Genomic DNA, 15,188 nt, shown 5'->3' with positions numbered 1-15,188 from the left:
GCCGCCTCACCACTCGATGCGGAACACTTCCGCGTCGAGCTGTCTGCGGTCCTCGTCGTGGAAGTCGAACTGGCGGTCGAGGTCGAACGTCGCTTGGAAGGCGTCCGTGAGGTCGCCGCCGGCGTCGGCGACGAACGACTCGACGAACTCCTTGCTCCCCTCGTTGTGGACCGAGTAGGACACGTCGGCGACCGACGCGACCGAGTCGAGGAAGGCTCGGTCGGCGTGTTCGTTGCCACGTTGTGCGCCGAACGGGGGGTTCATGAGCACCGTGACCTGCCGGTCGTCCGAGAGACACAGCGGCAGGCGGGTGGCGTCGGCGCGAATCCAGTCGATGGGGGCGCTCGCGCCGACCCGGCGGGCGTTGTCCGTCGCGGTGGCGAGCGCGTCGTCGTCGAGTTCGACGCCGACGACGCGGGCGGGCGAGCGGAGCGCCGCGCCGAGTCCGAGCATGCCGGTCCCGGAGCCCAAATCGAGAATCGTCGCGCCCTCGATGTCGCCGCGGAGGTCCGCGAGGTGGACGAGATGCGCGGCGAGGTCCGGCGGCGTCGGGTACTGTTCGAGCGAGACCTTCGGGTTCTCGAAGCCGGCGACCACCGCCAACTGCGCCTCCAGCGCGGACTTGGTTGCCATCAGCCGTCGATGGAACCTCGAAGCTCAAAAGCGACGCCCTCGCGCCGGGCGCGCTCGCCGAGCGCGGCGAGCGCCGACTCGGCGTCGTCGGGGCGACAGCACTCCGCGACGTCGACGGCGACCCGGCCGACGCCGAGGAACGCGGCGGCGCGGACGTACTCGCGGAGGCGGTCGGACTCCGACTGCACCGCGAGGGGGTTGTCCTCGCAGAAGCGGGCTTCGACGGTGAGTTCGGCCGGGAGATAACCGTCCTCGGCGAGTCCGGCCTTCAGGTCGCGGAGGTGCGACGGGGCGGTCGACTCCAGCCCCGCGGCGTCGAGGACGACGGGCGTCAGGTCGGCGGGACGACCGGCGACGAGTGCGGCTTCGGCGGACGAGGATTCGAGCGTGCTCATGTTGCGCATACATTTCCTTTGGTTATGTATATATCTTTGTAAATGCGCAGTAGTAATTTATCTGGATAGAATCCGCCGATGGCGCGGAATTTCGCCGCTCCGGCGTGACAGCCCGGAGGCTGATAGCTATCGTAACCGTACTGGCGATGGGGGTACACGCTCCACCCCCATTTTCCCTGACCCGCGCGAGCGGTTCATCCGGACGCCGACTTCGCTACCCGTACGTGTACGAGAGGACCTCCGTTCCGGCGGCGTTCCGAACCGTGACCGTGTCGCCGCCGTTGTTCCACACCGCGCCGCCGCGGCCCCAGTAGACGTCCTCGTCGGTGTCGGTTCCCGACCCCGTGTGGAGCGTCAGCGACGCGCCGGGGTCGAGTTCGGTCCCCTCGGCGAACGTGTAAGTCGCGCCGGCCGCGTCGGAGACGGTCCACCCCGAGAGGTCGATGGAGTCGTCGCCGTCGTTCCGGAGCGTGACGTACTCCTCGTTCAGATTGTCGTTGTCGTTGCCGGGCGCGTCGGCGATGACCGAGACGGAGAGGCCGTCGTCGGTGGTCGCGTCCGCGCCGCCCGCGGCCGCCCCCTCGGTCGCGCAGGACCAGAGGCCGACCCCGCGCTCTCTGGCGTCGCGTTCGGCGCGCTCGTAGCGCTCGCGCTCCTCGAACGAACTCTCGTAGAGTCGGGCGTGGCCCTCGGCGATGAGGTCGTAGTTGAACTCCGCGCCGTCGACGACGACGTACGCGAGGAGTCGCCCGTAGTAGCCGCGCTCGCCGGCCTTCTCGTCGTACCGGAGTTCGACCGTCCGGTCGGCGAGCCGCGACTTCGCGTAGGCGCTCGCGTTCTCGCCGGCCGCGCGGAGGCAGGCCCGGCCGGCCTCCGTCTCGGGGACGCCCTCGAACTCGTCGGGCGTGTTCTCGGCGTGGACCTCCGGCGTGTCGACGCCGAGGAGCCGCACCGTCTCGCGCGCGCCGTCCGGCATGACGACCTTGATGGTGTCGCCGTCGACCACCTCGACCACTTCGACTGTCACGTCGCCCGCGGCGGCCGCGGTCGTCGGCGACCCCGACTGCGATGTCGGCGACGCCGCCGCTGTCACGGTCGGTTCGACCGTCGTCGTCGCGTCCGCGCCGCCCCCGCCGAGACAGCCCGCGAGGACCGCGAGAACGACGACAACGAGTGTCGCGGTAGCACGTCTGACCATTCGATTCACCGTTTGTCAGGGAACTGTATAAGTAGGTGCGTCCCGGTTGCCCGAATCCGAACTCGACGAATCGACAGACAGCGGCCTGTATCATATTTCTGTTACAAAGGTTTAAATTCACGCTCCACCAGAAACCTTTTAATGGAACGTCCGAGCCGGCAGCGTCAACGAGAGGAGGAGGCAACGGCACAAGAGGACGAGCAAGTCAACTGCCCGGAGTGCGGTTCTGACCAGATCGTCACGGACGCAGACCAGGGGGAGCTGGTGTGTGACGACTGCGGCCTCGTCCTCGACGAGCGACAGATCGACCGCGGCCCGGAGTGGCGGGCGTTCAACCACTCCGAGCGGCAGTCGAAGTCGCGCGTCGGTGCGCCCATCACCGAAACGATGCACGACCGGGGGCTGACGACGACCATCGACTGGAAGGACAAAGACGCCTACGGCCGCTCGCTTTCGTCCGAGAAGCGGTCGCAGATGCACCGCCTCCGCAAGTGGCAAGAGCGCATCCGGACCAAGGACGCCGGCGAGCGTAACCTCCAGTTCGCCCTCAGCGAGATCGACCGCATGGCGTCGGCGCTCGGCGTCCCGCGGTCGGTCCGCGAGGTCGCGTCGGTCATCTATCGCCGCGCGCTCAACGAGGACCTGATTCGCGGCCGCTCCATCGAGGGCGTCGCCACCTCGGCGCTGTACGCCGCCTGCCGTCAGGAGGGCATCCCGCGCTCGCTCGACGAGGTCGCTGAAGTGTCGCGCGTCCCGCAGAAGGAAATCGGCCGCACGTACCGCTACATCTCGCAGGAACTCGGGCTCGAACTCAAGCCCGTCGACCCCAAGCAGTTCGTCCCGCGGTTCGCCTCCGCGCTCGACCTCTCCGAGGAGGTCCAGGCGAAGGCGACCGAAATCATCGACGTGTCCGCCGAGCAGGGCCTGCTGTCGGGCAAGTCGCCGACCGGCTTCGCCGCCGCCGCCATCTACGCGGCGTCGCTTCTCTGCAACGAGAAGAAGACCCAGCGCGAGGTTGCGGACGTGGCGCAGGTGACGGAAGTCACCATCCGAAACCGCTACCAAGAACAGATCGAAGCGATGGGCTTCCGCTGAGCGTCGGCCCGTAGACCCGACCGGACCCGGCTCACCTCCCGTCGCCGTCACGGACGCCGACTGACGGCCGTCGGCGACACGCAGTCTCAGTTTTTCACGAACACCACGACCGACCGCCCCCAGAGGCCGGTGTCGTACTGGTGTGCGACGTAGCCGTCGAGGAGCGGCGCGACCGACCCGCGCTCGTCGGCGGGCGCGATGACCACCGGCGGAACCGACGACCGGGCTTCGAGCGCCTCGGGCGTCGCCGCCGACGCGGTGTCGGCTCCGAGACGCTCGACGTACCACGCCATCGGGAGCCGCTCGCCCCACGCGTCGGGGACCGGCGGGTAGTCGGCCGCGCCGTCGGCGACGTACATCGAACTCCCGTAGTAGAGCACCTCCGGGGCCCCGTCGTCGGTCGGACCGACCCACGCAGAGAGGTTGTCGCGGAACGACGAGAACTCCTCCGACGGCTGGGCGAACTGCGCGAGTTCGGCGTCGCGGTCGCTCGGGGCGTACACCTCGCTCGACGCCACCGCGCCGGTCTGGGCGACGAGCGCGAGCAGGACGACGACCGCGGCCGCGACGCGGGGCACGTCTCGGGAGTCGAACGCGCTCCGACCCCAGCGGACGAGCGCCGCGAGGCCGACGCCCGCCGGGAGCGCGAGCGGGACGACGACGTAGACGCCGAGCCACGGCGCGGACACCTCGGTCAGCATGGGGACGAACACGAGCGACGCGCCGGCCCAGTACACCGCCGCCGACACCTCCGAGCGCGGTCCGCCGGCCGTGTAGCGGTCGACGAGGAAGACCGCCGCACCGAGGACGACGACCGGGAGCGCCGCCAACGCGAGCGTTCCGAGGAGGTCGCCGAGATACGGGAGGTACTCGTGGGTCCCCTCGGGGTAGCGCTCGACGACGCGGACGCCGACGAAGCGACGGACCGAGTCGAACAGCGCCGCGTCGATTGCGCCGAGCACCGTCCCCGGCGTGTAGAGACCCGCGCCGTCGGTGTCGCCCGCCCGCGGCGCGAAGGCGAAGACGTAGACCGCGACGAAGACGAGGGCCGAGCGAGCCGCGGGGGTCGCCGCGCCGCGGAGTCGGGCGGCGTACTCGCCGAGGCGCATCGCGGCCGGGCGCGCCGACGGGAGAAGCGCCGCGTGGTCGAACACCAGCAGTCCGGCGACGCCGAGACAGCAGAGGGCGACGACGCCGAGCCCCGACGAGGCGACCGCGAGCGCGACGGCCGCGGCGAGTCCGTAGGCGTTGCGCCGCCCTGCGCCGTCGACGAGGCGGAGCGCGAAGCCGAAGGCGACGAGCGCGAAGCCGACCGCGAGCACGTCGCCGCGGGCGAACCGCCCGTAGTAGACGAGGATCGGATTCGCCGCGAGGACGGCCGCGAACCCGAGGACCTCGTCGTCGGCGAGGCGGTCGCGGAAGAGGAGCGCGGCGAGCGGGAGCGCCGCGCCGAACAGGGCAAAGGGGAGGCGGAGCGCGAAGTCGGTCGCGCCGACGAGCGCGAGCGACGGCCGCGAGAGGTGGTAGACCAGCGGCCCGCCGGCGACGGGGCGATACGAGAGGAAGCCGGTTTCGAGCGACCGGAGGCTCCAGTAGCCGACGCGGGCCTCGTCCCAGTGGAGCGGCCGGTCGCCGAGGCCGACGAGGCGGACGACGAGCGCCGCGGCCGCGAGCGCGACGACGGCGAGCGTCGTCCGGTCGGGACGCCGTCCAGCGCGGGAGGGGGTCATGAGGTGACGTGACGCGCCGGACGGCAGAAAGGTTACGACTCGCGGAGGCCCCCCGGCCCGCCCCTTCGAAAGCGTCATCCCCGCCGACCGGTAGCACTCCGATATGTCGCTCATCGAGTCGCTACCCCCTCGGCCCCTCGAACCGCAGGAGCTGACGTCGCTGAATCGCGCGGACGCGTTCGACCTCGTCGTCGCCGTCGAGGACGACGGCCCCGCCCGAAGCCTGCTTTTCGCCACCGACGCGTGGGTCAAAGGCGTCGCCTACGAGGACGACGCCGGCTGGTCGGTCGTCGAGACGGTCGCACTCGACGGCGAGACCGAGCGAATCGACGGACTGCAGACGTGCGAGGAAGCCGTCCTGTCGTTCCGAGGCGACGGGAACGAGGAGTAGTATTAACCGCGTTCCGAACTAAGTATAATCCGTCATGTACAGCGAAATCCTCGTCCCCACCGACGGAAGCAAGGCCGCCGAACGCGCCATCGACCACGCCCTCGACATCGCGGAGACGTACGACGCGCGGATTCACGCGCTGTACGTCGTCGACACCAGCATCTACACCTCGCTCGACGCCGGCGCGGACGTGGTCATCGACGCCCTCGAACGGGAGGGCGACGCCGCGACCCGACACGTCCGCGAGGCCGCCGACGAGGTCGGCATCGACGTGCAGGCGGAGGTCGTCACCGGGACCGCCTACCGCTCCATCCGGAAGTACATCGACGACCACGACATCGACCTCGTCGTCATGGGCACCCACGGGCGCACGGGCCTGAGCCACTACCTCCTCGGGAGCGTCACCGAGCGCGTCGTCCGCACCTCGCCGGTGCCGGTGCTCACCATCCGACTGGACGACGAAGACGAAGACGAGGCGGACGCCGACGAGAGCGCGGACGCCGAAGCCGAGGAGTAGTCCGAACTCGGGCGCGAGTCGCGCGTTCGCGCCGCGCTCGGGAGCCTGCTTCGACCGCGCGGTCGGCGGCGAGGTCGCCGCGGTTTTGATAAACAGTTTTGGTGCGGTCGCGCATACGCCGCGGTATGACCGAGTACACCGTCGAGTTCGTCGGTACGGGCGAGACCATCACCGTCTCCGACAAGCAGACGATTCTCAAGGCCTGCATCGAGGAGGGCATCGCACAGGAGTACTCCTGCCGCGTCGGGATGTGCCTCGCCTGCTCCGCCGAGATTCTCGAAGGCGACGTCACCCAGCCTGCCGCCCGCGGGCTGACAGAGGAGGAGGCGGAACGCTTCGCGCTCACCTGCATGGCCCGCCCGCAGAGCGACCTCAAACTCGACCGCGGCGTCTACCCGCCGAGCATCGAGGGCGACGCCGCGGCCGCCGGCACCGCCGCGGACGACGACTGACGACGGCTACTCACCGGGGCCGGTCCGCCGGCCCGCGTTCTCCGCTTCGTACCGAGTCGCCGAGCCGACGCGCCGGCCCGACGTACTCGCTCGGCCCGCAATCCGCCCGCGGACCGCGTCTCACGCCTCGCTCGTCGCCGCGCAGTTGTTCGGTCCCAACTCGACTTCGAACGCCACCTCGTCGGTCAGCGAGGCACGACCGAGATTCGTCTCGATGATGCGCTCGTAGTTGGCCGGCCGCGGCGGCATGTCCGAGCAGACGAACGAGACGAACGCCGCTTCGTCCATCGAGAGCGCCCCGAGTCGCTCCCGGAGCGCGCCGAGTTCGGCGACGTACGCGCCGCTCACGTCCGGCACCGCCCGCGGGCCGCGGTGGGCTGGCGCGACCAGCGTGTCGTCCGCGAACGCGCCGAACCGTTCCGTGAGCGTCGCGTGGAGCCGTCTCGCGGCGTCGGGCGCGCCCTCGTCGCCGTCTTCGAGGTCCGGGCGGGCGACGCTCTCTAAAAAGAGGCTGTCGCCCGCAACGAGCAGGTCGCCGAGGCGGAACGCGGTCATCTCGGTCGTGTGTCCCGGCGCGTGGACGGCGACGAGTTCCGCGTCGCCGACGCCGACGGGCTCGCCGTCCGCGACGAGTCGCGCGTCGAAGTCGAGGCCGCGGTCGGTCGCGCCCGCCGGGAGGACAGCGGTCGCGTCAGCGCGCTCTGCGACCGCTCTGACGCCGCTGACGTGGTCGGCGTGGACGTGCGTGTCGACGGCGGCGACGACGTCCGCGCCGCGCTCGCGGGCGTCTGCGACGTATCGGTCCGCGAACGCCCGAAGGGGGTCGATGACCACGGCCTCGTCGCCGACGACGACCAGATAGGCGAGACAGCCGCTGGAGGGGCGGTCGTACTGGAGGACCGTCGCGTCCGCGTTCCCGACCGAGAGTTCGCGGGCGCGGTAGACGCGCGCCCAGCCGTCCATCCCGGTTTCGAGGTTCTCGGCGGGGACGCCGGCCTCGGAGAGCAGGTCGGCGACGTGCGCGCTCGACCGACCCTCCGCGCAGACGACGACCACGGGCGAGGGCGCGTCTCGGAACTCGGCCGCGAGTTCGTCGACCGTCCCGCGAATCTCGGCCTGCGTGAAGCGAACCGCCGGAATCTGCGTCGCGGTCACGGCCGCGCCGTCGACGCGCCACGCCTCGAACTCGCCGCGGTCGCGCACGTCGAGCACCGTCGTGGGGTCACCGCGGGCGAGCCGGGCCGCCAGTTCCTCGGGAGTCATACGCACACGATACGCGCGCCGGGCGGAAGAACGCTACGCGGGTCGAAAAGAGAACGGCGACCCGAGCAGCGGCCCGCGCTACTCGGTCGTTCCCCCGTCGTTACTGAGGCGGCGCGACGGCGATTCGTCGAAGTCGAACTCGTTTACGACATCGCCCGGCGGGCCGTCGACCCCGCCGGCGGACGGGGCGTCGGAGCCCGGTTCCGGAGTCGCGTTCGACCCGCCAACGCCGCCCGTCTCGCCGCCGCCGAGGCGTTCGGCGGCGTCGCGGATCGAGAGCACCTGCTCGGTCTGCGAGCGGTTCGCGTCGGCGATGTCGCCGATGTGGTCCGACACGGTGGTCGCGCGGGCGGTCGCGTCGTCGACCATGCCGGCGATCTGCTCGGCGCTCTCGGCCTGGTCGTCGGTCGCCGATGCGACTTCGCCGACGCCGACGGTGGCCTGTTCGACCGCCGCCGAGATGTCCGAGAGGCTCCGCATCACGTCCTCACCGCGGTCGATGCCGTCGTACAGCCGCCCGGTCGTCTGCGAGAGGCTCTCGATGGTCTCTCGCGCCTCGGACTGGATGTCGTCCACCGTGCCCTCGACCTCGGCGGCGCGGGCCTGCGACTCCTCGGCGAGGTTCTTCACCTCGCTGGCGACGACGGCGAATCCCTCGCCCGCGTCGCCGGCGCGGGCGGCCTCGATGGAGGCGTTGAGCGCGAGCAGGTTCGTCTGTTCGGCGATGTCGTTGATGGCGTCGAGCACCTCGTCTATCTCCGCGATCTGGTCGTGCAGTTGCTGGACGTCCTCGGAGGCAGTCTCCGCGGCCTCGCTCACGTCGCGCATCACGTCGATGGCCTCGTCGGCGGCGTCCTCGCCCTCGGCGGCGCGCATGGCGGCGTCGGCGCTGGTCCGCTCGACCTCCTCCGCGGTCGCCGCGATCTCCTCGACGGTCGCGCTCATCTCGGACACCTCGGCGGCGACCGTCGCCATGTCCTCGGCCTGCGCCCGCGCCGTGGTCTCGATGTCGTCGGTTCGCTCCGTGACCTCCTCTGAGCTCCGCAGGAGCGACTCGACGGGGTCGCTCACGTCGGCTTCGACCTCGTCGGCGAGCGCCCGTCGGCGCTCGGCGGCCTCGCGCGCCGCCCGACTGTACGAGTGGATGTACGTCTCCATCGCCACCTGCTGGTCGAGAGACAGGAGCTTCAACACGGGGAGGATGCGCTCGACGACCTCGTCGACGGCGGCTTCGACCCGGTCGTCGCCGCCGCGGAGACCGCTCGAAACGCCGGACGCACCGCCGAGAAGTCCCGAGAGCAGGCCGCCGTCGCCGTCGCCTTCGAACTCGGTGTCGGCGTCGCCGCCGGTGAACTCGGCTTTCACTTCGTCCGCGACGGCACCGAGGATGCCCTCGTAGTAGACCGAGTACGCGCCGAGATAGAACTTCGGCCCGAGGTCTATCATATCGTGTAACTTCCCGATGCGCGCCCGCTTTGCGAAGTAGTCCTCGTCGTACTCGCCGCGGCCGAGTTCGCGGAGATACGCCGCCTGGTCGGTCCGCAGCATCTCCGTGGTCTTCGTCGAGCGACCGAAGAACTTCGTCGTCGCGTGCTCGCCGAGGTGGTCGTAGAACGCCGCCGCGAACTCGTCCGCGAACTCGTCCAAGAGCGGTTCGAGGTCGCTCAATCGTCGCTCGTCCGCCGCCGAGAGCCGAACGAACGATTTCCGGCGGTCGATTTCCGCCGCGTCGATATCCAACCGCGAGAGGAGCCTGTCGCCGTTCACGCGCGCTCGCGCGCTCGCGTCGACTGGTCCCGAGGAGTTCGTCATATACGTTCCTCAGCGGTCACCGATATTTCAACCCTCTCCGCTGAATATCACGGATGATACCAAAAAACCGATAGCAGAGGGAATCCGGCGCACGTTGGTCGGGGCGAACGTTCACGTGGCTGGCGGACCGACTGGCGGTATGGACGTCGATTCGTTCCGCGAGTCAGTCGAGACGGCGAAGCGAACCCAACTCGACCGGCTCGGCTCGTCGAAGCTCCTGTTGGCGCTGACCGGGGCGGACCTCTCCGAGCCGGCGGTGCTCCGCGCCGCCGCGTACTCCGAGCACGCGGCCCGCGGGACGTTCGCGGCGTGGGCCGCAGACGAGGTCGACGACGAAGCAAGAGCCGCGTTCGAGGCCACCGCGACCCAAGAGGCCGACCACCTCGACCGCGTCCTCGACGCCCTCGACGAGGACGTCGACCTTCCCGACGAACCCGGCGTGATGCACGCGTACCTCCGCGGGCGCGAGGACACAGTCGAGCGCGCCGCCGCCGGCATGGTCGGCCGCGGCCTCGTCTCGGTTCGCACCCACGCGCAGGTCATCGGCTTCTTCGTCAACGAGGCGGACGAACCACGGGCCGACCTCTTTCGCGACCTGAAAGCCGAGACCGAAGAGACGCTTGCGGCCGGGTTGGACCTCCTCGCCGACCGCTGTGCGACCGACGACGACTGGGAGCGCGCCCGGATGGTCGCCGAGTACGTCGTCCAACTGGCGTACGACGACTACGCCGACGGCCTCGCCGAACTCGGCGTCGACCCCAAGCCGCTCTGCTGAGTCGCCGCCGCGACGCCCGGTCCGACGCGTGTGGCCGGCCCAACCTATTCGTGGTTTCGAGCGGTAACCAGAGGTATGACTTCCGAGGTTCGCGGGCGCGTCGAGGCGCTGTACACCGCGCCGTCGAAGGCCGAGCCGATGGTCTCCCACGAGACCGTCTCGGTCGCGCCGGGCGGCATCGAAGGCGACCGCTACGCCGACGGCGACGGCTTCTACTCGGCGACCGACGGCTGTCCGGTGACGCTCGTCGACGCCGCGGTGCTGGACGACGCGAAGCGCGAGTACGACCTCGACCTCGCTGACGGCCAGCACCGCCGAAATGTCGTCGTCCGCGGCGTCGACCTCGACGGCCTGCTCGACGCGACGTTCGAACTCGGCGGGGCCGAACTCCGCGGGACGAAGCTCAGGCCGCCCTGCGCGCACCTCGCGGACCTCGTCGGCGACGACGACGTGGGCGACGCCCTCCGCGAGTCCCGCGGCGGCATCTGCGCGGACGTCCTCGCGCCCGGCCGGGTCGCGGTCGGCGACGACCTCCGCGTGACCGAGGCGAACCCGCGCGAGATGGGCCGCCAGCTAGCCGAGCGACTCGGCGGCGACGCGGTTTCGGGCGACGAAGCCGCGACGAGCGACGAGGAACCGCAGGGAGGCGGACGCGAATGAGCCGCGACGCCGACGGGTCGAACACGGGGACACCGAACCAGGTCGAACGCGCGACAGTCGCACTCGACGCGGCGTTCGGCCCCGACGGCGACGCCCCGAGTTCGAGGTCGACGCCGGCCCCAACCGTCGCCGTCGCCCCCGGCCGGGTGAACCTCGTCGGCGGCCACACCGACTACAACGACGGGCTCTGCCTCCCGATGGCCGTCGACCGCCACGTCGCGGTCGCGGCCCGCCCGAGAAGCGACGACCGACTCCGCGTCCGCGCCGCCGACTTCGACGAGACGGCCGAACTCGACCCCGACGACGACCCCGGCGGGTGGGCCGCCTACGTCGCCGCCGTCGCGCGCGTCCTCCGCGAGGACGACCCGGTCGGCGGCGCGGACCTCGCCATCGCCTCGGACGTTCCCACGGGCGCGGGACTCTCCTCGTCGGCCGCGCTCGAACTCGCGGTCGGTCGCGCGCTCCTCGCGGTCTCCGGGCGCGACCGCCCCGTCGCCGACCTCGCGCTGGCGTGCTGGCGGGCCGAGGTCGAGGGCGTCGGCGTCGAGTGCGGCATCCTCGACCAGTTCTCCGCGGCGCTGTGCGAGGCCGACTCGGCGCTCTTTCTCGACTGTCGGAGCCGCGAGACCGAGTCGGTCCCCCTCGGCGACGACGCCGGCGTCCTCGTCATCGACACCGGCGTCTCCCACGAACTGACCGAGTCCGGCTACAACGACCGCGTCCGCGAGTGCGAGGCGGCGCTCGACCGCCTGCGCGAGGTCGCCGACCGCGGCCTCGACTCCCTTCGCGACGTGGACCGCGCCCTCCTCGACGCCCACGCCGACGCGCTGGAGTCGGTTCACTCCCGCCGCGTGCGACACGTCGTGACCGAGAACGAGCGCGTCCGTCGCGCCCGCGACGCGCTCGCCGCGGGCGACCTCGACCGCGTCGGCGACGCGATGCTCGCGGCCCACGAGAGCCTTCGCGACGACTACGAGGTGAGCTGTCCCGAACTCGACGCGGCGGTCGAACTCGCCGCCGAGACGCCGGGCGTCTACGGCGCGCGGATGACCGGCGGCGGCTTCGGCGGAAGCGCGGTCGCGTTAGTCGACGGCGACGCGCTCGACCGGGCCGAGCGCGCGATTCGAGCCGCCGCCCCCGAGCGCGTCGGTCCCGACGCAACGTGTTCGCCTGCCGCCCGTCGGCCGGCGTTCGACTGGTCGGCGAGGAGTGAGCGCGAGCCGACGGCTCCGCGTGGTGTCTCGGGAAAAATCGGAACGCGGGTCCCGTGCGTTCTGCCGTGGTTTCGGTTCGGCTTACGCCTCGTCGAACAGCGCAGCACGCTGTGCTGCTGGCTCGCCGAAGCTTACGCTTCGTCGAACGAGGCGAATCGGGGATTCGCCGGCTCGACGAGTCGTTTCACTCCTCGTCGAATATTGTCGAGCGAAGCTCGACTGATTCGACGTCGGCTTACGCCTCGTCGAACAGCGTCTCGCCGTCGACCATGTGCTCTTCGACGGCGTCCATGTCCAGCGTCACGCCGAGGCCCGGCTTCTCCGGAATCTCGATGTACCCGTCCTCGATGACCGTCTCCTCGACGAGGTCGCCCCACCAGCCCAGCTCGTAGGAGTGGTATTCGACCGCCAGCGAGTTCGGAATCGCCGTGCCGACGTGCGCCGACGCCATCGTCGCCACCGGCGACGACACGTTGTGCATCGCGACCGGCACGTAGTACTGGTTCGCCACGTCCGCGATCTTCTGCGTCTCGCGCATCCCGCCGACCTTCGGCATGTCGGGCGCGACGATGTCCACAGCCTGCTTCTCGATGAGCCGGCGCAGCTCCGTCACGCGGTAGCGGTTCTCGCCGACCGTGATGGGCGTGAGCGTGGACTTCGTGACCTCTTCCTGCACGTCGAGGTTCTCCGGCGGCACGGGGTCTTCGAGCCACCACACGTCGTAGTCTTCCAACTCGGCCGCGAGACGCTTTGCACTACCACCCGAGAACGTCCAGTGACAGTCGAACGCCACGTCCGCCTTGTCCTTGACGCGCTCGGTCACTTTCTCGACGATTTCGGCCTTGTGCCGAATCTCGCCGGGCCGCAGGTGGCGGTTCGCGCGGTCCTTCTCGAAGCCCGACGGCACGTCGAGGTCGAACTTCAGCGCGTCGTAGCCGAGTTCGTCGACCACGCGCTCTGCCTCGTCGGCGCACGCTTCGGGGTCGGCCTCGTCTTCGGTGTGGCAGTCGCAGTAGACCCGCACCTTGTCGCGGTACTTCCCGCCCAGAAGCTGGTAAGCGGGAATGTCGAGAATCTTGCCCGCGAGGTCGTGCAGGGCGATTTCGATGCCCGCGATGGCGGTGACCGTGACGCCCTCGACGGAGCCCTCGCCGGACATCTTCTGGATGAGATGTTCGTACAGGCGGTCGATGTCGAGGGGGTTCTCGCCGATGACGAACGGCTTCATGCGCTCGATGATCTCGGGCACGCCCGCGCCCCAGTAAGCCTCGCCGGTGCCGACGACGCCCGCGTCAGTGTAGATGCGGACGAGCGTCCACGGGAAGTTGCCGTCGACCATCGTCGTCTGCACGTCGGTAATCTCGACGTCGCGACCGCCGCCGCGCTTGGCCGTCACGCCCATCGTCTCCCCCGACAGCTCTCGCATCGTGTACTCCGCGTTCGGATCGTGTAACTCCGCGTAGTTCTTACCCATGTAGTGTGGTTTACTCGGACGTTAGTAAAGTTTTTCCGGACGAGACATGTCCCCGCTCGGGACTCGCGGGTCCGGGGTCAGACGGTCGCCCATCGGTCGAGCGAGTCGCGGAACGTCTCCCTGACGAGCGCGTCGAGGTCCGCCGGAAGGCCCAGTCGACGGAGGTCGGTGTCGGGGTCCGTCGCCGGGTCGAGGTCGACGCCGCGGCGGCGGAGCGCGAGCAGTCGCCAGAGATACGCGAGTCTGAGCAGACGCATCGCGTCGGGGACGTCGGCGTCGCTTCTGACGCGGTAGGTCACCCACGCGGAGTCGGGCAGGACGTGGTGCGGGTCCGCGAGTCCGTCGGTGAGAAGCACGTCGCGGACGCGCCTCGTGAGCGCGAGGTCGACGACGCCGGCGTCGTGGACGTGGCCGATTTCCCTGCCGGCGACGACGAACTCCGTCCCCCCGAAGCGGTGCGGCGCGGTCTCGACGCCGGGCCAGCGCGAGACGCGCGCGATGATTCTGTCGATGGAGGCGGTCATTGGGAGACTGTACGCGCCCCGAGAAGATAACTACAGAACCAGAGGACCCGAGACGCGGCGTCTCGCGGCCCGAGTTCGACACCACGTAGACCGACGATAACCACAGGTATTCCAGACATTCTGTTCACGGAGAGTGTCGGTCGAAAATAGACCCTCAGATCGGCGTGGTATTCACGGATTAACAGAGGTTAGGAACGCGAATGTTCGCATCCGGTGACGGATTCGGGGCGCGCCCCCGCGGGTCGGCCCGCTCCCTATCGGGCGAAATCCGGGGCACGACGCCGAGCGGTAGACGATTCGTAACGAAGCCCTCGGAACGCAAATAACAGGTCGAACCATGTCCGTGACCCCCACCAGCGTACCAATCCCGGGAACCGACTCCGACCACCGGGAGGTCAGGCGATGAATCTCGGCCAGTTCGTCGTTGGCGTCGTCGTCCTCGTCATCGTCGTGTTCGCCTTCCTCTCCGGGGGCGTGAACACCCCCGAGACGCCCGCTCCGGCCGTCGACGCCGACAGAAGCATCGGCGCAGACGTGACCGGCCCCGACGCGGACGACACACAGACCGAGGACCCCGACCCCGGAATCGAAGCCGAACCCGCCGTCGCCGACGACGACGGGGCCGACGACTCGGGCGACGACGGGTCGGACGACGCCGAAAGCGAAGTCGGGACGTTCGAGACGGTCGAGACCGGCGACGACGACACCGACTCGGCGACGAGGACGACCAGGCCGCGCGGGAGCCCGGTCGGCGTCTCGAACTACGATGACGATGACGACGACTCGTCCGACGACTCGTCTTCGGACGATGCGAGCGACGACTCGAACACTGACGACAGCGCGGACGATTCGACCGACGACAGCACCGATGACTCGTCTTCGGACGACTCGAACACCGACGACTCGTCTTCGGACGATGCGAGCGACGACTCGTCATCGGACGGTTCGAACACCGACGACACCGGCGACGGTTCGAACGGCGACGGCTCGGGCGACGACATCGGGGTGTGCACGATCTGAGCCGCCTCGATTACCCCCGAGAACTCGTTTTACTC

The 15,188-nt window shown here is 69.8% G+C and carries 15 protein-coding genes and 1 pseudogene; 8 read left to right on the top strand and 8 right to left on the bottom strand.

Annotated features, from left to right (window positions below):
- Positions 1-6 precede the first annotated feature (6 nt).
- The 3 genes from NDI65_RS01280 to NDI65_RS01270 all read right to left on the bottom strand — a co-directional run bounded on the left by NDI65_RS01280 (position 7) and on the right by NDI65_RS01270 (position 2,226).
- A complete protein-coding gene (locus NDI65_RS01280) occupies positions 7-633 on the bottom strand; it encodes an METTL5 family protein (RefSeq protein WP_089777914.1) in 627 nt (208 codons plus the stop codon).
- Positions 633-1,028 (bottom strand): hypothetical protein, encoded by a 396-nt coding sequence (locus NDI65_RS01275; protein WP_310893213.1) that lies wholly within the window; start codon positions 1,026-1,028, stop codon positions 633-635. Before NDI65_RS01275 ends, NDI65_RS01280 begins: the two co-directional genes overlap by 1 nt.
- Before the next feature lie 214 nt (positions 1,029-1,242).
- Positions 1,243-2,226 carry a lamin tail domain-containing protein gene (locus NDI65_RS01270; RefSeq protein WP_089777912.1) on the bottom strand — a complete coding sequence of 328 codons (984 nt, stop codon included), beginning with the start codon at positions 2,224-2,226 and terminating at the stop codon, positions 1,243-1,245.
- 141 nt (positions 2,227-2,367) lie between these two features.
- Here NDI65_RS01270 and NDI65_RS01265 point away from each other — a divergent pair, with 141 nt between their 5' ends.
- Positions 2,368-3,321 (top strand): transcription initiation factor IIB, encoded by a 954-nt coding sequence (locus NDI65_RS01265; RefSeq protein ID WP_004043457.1) that lies wholly within the window; start codon positions 2,368-2,370, stop codon positions 3,319-3,321.
- A gap of 86 nt (positions 3,322-3,407) precedes the next feature.
- Here NDI65_RS01265 and NDI65_RS01260 read toward each other — a convergent pair whose 3' ends face one another.
- Entirely contained in the window at positions 3,408-5,051 is a 1,644-nt protein-coding gene (locus NDI65_RS01260; protein WP_310893211.1) for a flippase activity-associated protein Agl23, read from the bottom strand.
- Positions 5,052-5,154: 103 nt separating this feature from the next.
- Between NDI65_RS01260 and NDI65_RS01255 the strand changes: the two genes are divergently transcribed.
- The 3 genes from NDI65_RS01255 (at position 5,155) to NDI65_RS01245 (ending at position 6,411) form a co-directional block, all read left to right on the top strand.
- Positions 5,155-5,442 carry a hypothetical protein gene (locus NDI65_RS01255; protein WP_007273714.1) on the top strand — a complete coding sequence of 96 codons (288 nt, stop codon included), beginning with the start codon at positions 5,155-5,157 and terminating at the stop codon, positions 5,440-5,442.
- 34 nt (positions 5,443-5,476) lie between these two features.
- Positions 5,477-5,959 carry a universal stress protein gene (locus NDI65_RS01250; RefSeq protein WP_310893208.1) on the top strand — a complete coding sequence of 161 codons (483 nt, stop codon included), beginning with the start codon at positions 5,477-5,479 and terminating at the stop codon, positions 5,957-5,959.
- Positions 5,960-6,084: 125 nt separating this feature from the next.
- On the top strand, positions 6,085-6,411 hold the full coding sequence (locus NDI65_RS01245) for a 2Fe-2S iron-sulfur cluster-binding protein (protein ID WP_089777904.1): 327 nt from the start codon (positions 6,085-6,087) through the stop codon (positions 6,409-6,411).
- A 120-nt stretch (positions 6,412-6,531) separates the two neighbouring features.
- On the opposite strand, the gene NDI65_RS01240 is transcribed toward NDI65_RS01245, so the two are convergent.
- Complete coding sequence (locus tag NDI65_RS01240; protein ID WP_310893206.1) at positions 6,532-7,674, bottom strand: MBL fold metallo-hydrolase; 1,143 nt, start codon at positions 7,672-7,674, stop codon at positions 6,532-6,534.
- A 78-nt stretch (positions 7,675-7,752) separates the two neighbouring features.
- On the bottom strand, positions 7,753-9,486 hold the full coding sequence (locus NDI65_RS01235; protein WP_310893205.1) for a globin-coupled sensor protein: 1,734 nt from the start codon (positions 9,484-9,486) through the stop codon (positions 7,753-7,755).
- Between the two features lie 139 nt (positions 9,487-9,625).
- On the opposite strand from NDI65_RS01235, the gene NDI65_RS01230 reads away from it, so the two are divergent.
- The 3 genes and pseudogenes from NDI65_RS01230 to galK all read left to right on the top strand — a co-directional run bounded on the left by NDI65_RS01230 (position 9,626) and on the right by galK (position 12,134).
- Positions 9,626-10,261 (top strand): rubrerythrin family protein, encoded by a 636-nt coding sequence (locus tag NDI65_RS01230; RefSeq protein WP_089777899.1) that lies wholly within the window; start codon positions 9,626-9,628, stop codon positions 10,259-10,261.
- A gap of 75 nt (positions 10,262-10,336) precedes the next feature.
- On the top strand, positions 10,337-10,921 hold the full coding sequence (locus NDI65_RS01225) for an MOSC domain-containing protein (RefSeq protein WP_310893203.1): 585 nt from the start codon (positions 10,337-10,339) through the stop codon (positions 10,919-10,921).
- A pseudogene (gene galK, locus NDI65_RS01220) lies at positions 10,918-12,134 on the top strand (galactokinase). The gene NDI65_RS01225 and the pseudogene galK overlap by 4 nt, the downstream one beginning before the upstream one ends.
- A gap of 236 nt (positions 12,135-12,370) precedes the next feature.
- Here the strand turns inward: galK and NDI65_RS01215 are convergent.
- Both NDI65_RS01215 and NDI65_RS01210 read right to left on the bottom strand, forming a co-directional pair.
- Positions 12,371-13,609 (bottom strand): mandelate racemase/muconate lactonizing enzyme family protein, encoded by a 1,239-nt coding sequence (locus tag NDI65_RS01215; RefSeq protein ID WP_089777895.1) that lies wholly within the window; start codon positions 13,607-13,609, stop codon positions 12,371-12,373.
- Between the two features lie 77 nt (positions 13,610-13,686).
- Complete coding sequence (locus tag NDI65_RS01210; protein ID WP_089777893.1) at positions 13,687-14,133, bottom strand: luciferase family protein; 447 nt, start codon at positions 14,131-14,133, stop codon at positions 13,687-13,689.
- Between the two features lie 402 nt (positions 14,134-14,535).
- Here NDI65_RS01210 and NDI65_RS01205 point away from each other — a divergent pair, with 402 nt between their 5' ends.
- Positions 14,536-15,153 (top strand): hypothetical protein, encoded by a 618-nt coding sequence (locus NDI65_RS01205; RefSeq protein WP_310893201.1) that lies wholly within the window; start codon positions 14,536-14,538, stop codon positions 15,151-15,153.
- The last annotated feature ends 35 nt before the right edge of the window (positions 15,154-15,188 follow it).

Origin of the sequence: Haloferax sp. S2CR25 (genome assembly GCF_031624535.1) — an archaeon.
GTDB classification, from domain to species: Archaea; Halobacteriota; Halobacteria; order Halobacteriales; family Haloferacaceae; genus Haloferax; species Haloferax massiliensis.
The sequence above is the reverse complement of the archived record's forward strand: the minus strand, read 5'-3'. Positions and strand labels throughout refer to the sequence as shown.

What these genes read in the sequence shown, in the direction of transcription:
- NDI65_RS01235 (WP_310893205.1), bottom strand. Translation starts at nt 9,486, where the DNA reads ATGACGAACTCCTCGGGACCAGTCGACGCGAGCGCGCGAGCGCGCGTG.
- NDI65_RS01250 (WP_310893208.1), top strand. Translation starts at nt 5,477, where the DNA reads ATGTACAGCGAAATCCTCGTCCCCACCGACGGAAGCAAGGCCGCCGAA.
- NDI65_RS01280 (WP_089777914.1), bottom strand. Translation starts at nt 633, where the DNA reads ATGGCAACCAAGTCCGCGCTGGAGGCGCAGTTGGCGGTGGTCGCCGGC.
- NDI65_RS01210 (WP_089777893.1), bottom strand. Translation starts at nt 14,133, where the DNA reads ATGACCGCCTCCATCGACAGAATCATCGCGCGCGTCTCGCGCTGGCCC.
- NDI65_RS01245 (WP_089777904.1), top strand. Translation starts at nt 6,085, where the DNA reads ATGACCGAGTACACCGTCGAGTTCGTCGGTACGGGCGAGACCATCACC.
- NDI65_RS01270 (WP_089777912.1), bottom strand. Translation starts at nt 2,226, where the DNA reads ATGGTCAGACGTGCTACCGCGACACTCGTTGTCGTCGTTCTCGCGGTC.
- NDI65_RS01260 (WP_310893211.1), bottom strand. Translation starts at nt 5,051, where the DNA reads ATGACCCCCTCCCGCGCTGGACGGCGTCCCGACCGGACGACGCTCGCC.
- NDI65_RS01205 (WP_310893201.1), top strand. Translation starts at nt 14,536, where the DNA reads ATGAATCTCGGCCAGTTCGTCGTTGGCGTCGTCGTCCTCGTCATCGTC.
- NDI65_RS01275 (WP_310893213.1), bottom strand. Translation starts at nt 1,028, where the DNA reads ATGAGCACGCTCGAATCCTCGTCCGCCGAAGCCGCACTCGTCGCCGGT.
- NDI65_RS01215 (WP_089777895.1), bottom strand. Translation starts at nt 13,609, where the DNA reads ATGGGTAAGAACTACGCGGAGTTACACGATCCGAACGCGGAGTACACG.
- NDI65_RS01240 (WP_310893206.1), bottom strand. Translation starts at nt 7,674, where the DNA reads ATGACTCCCGAGGAACTGGCGGCCCGGCTCGCCCGCGGTGACCCCACG.
- NDI65_RS01255 (WP_007273714.1), top strand. Translation starts at nt 5,155, where the DNA reads ATGTCGCTCATCGAGTCGCTACCCCCTCGGCCCCTCGAACCGCAGGAG.
- NDI65_RS01230 (WP_089777899.1), top strand. Translation starts at nt 9,626, where the DNA reads ATGGACGTCGATTCGTTCCGCGAGTCAGTCGAGACGGCGAAGCGAACC.
- NDI65_RS01225 (WP_310893203.1), top strand. Translation starts at nt 10,337, where the DNA reads ATGACTTCCGAGGTTCGCGGGCGCGTCGAGGCGCTGTACACCGCGCCG.
- NDI65_RS01265 (WP_004043457.1), top strand. Translation starts at nt 2,368, where the DNA reads ATGGAACGTCCGAGCCGGCAGCGTCAACGAGAGGAGGAGGCAACGGCA.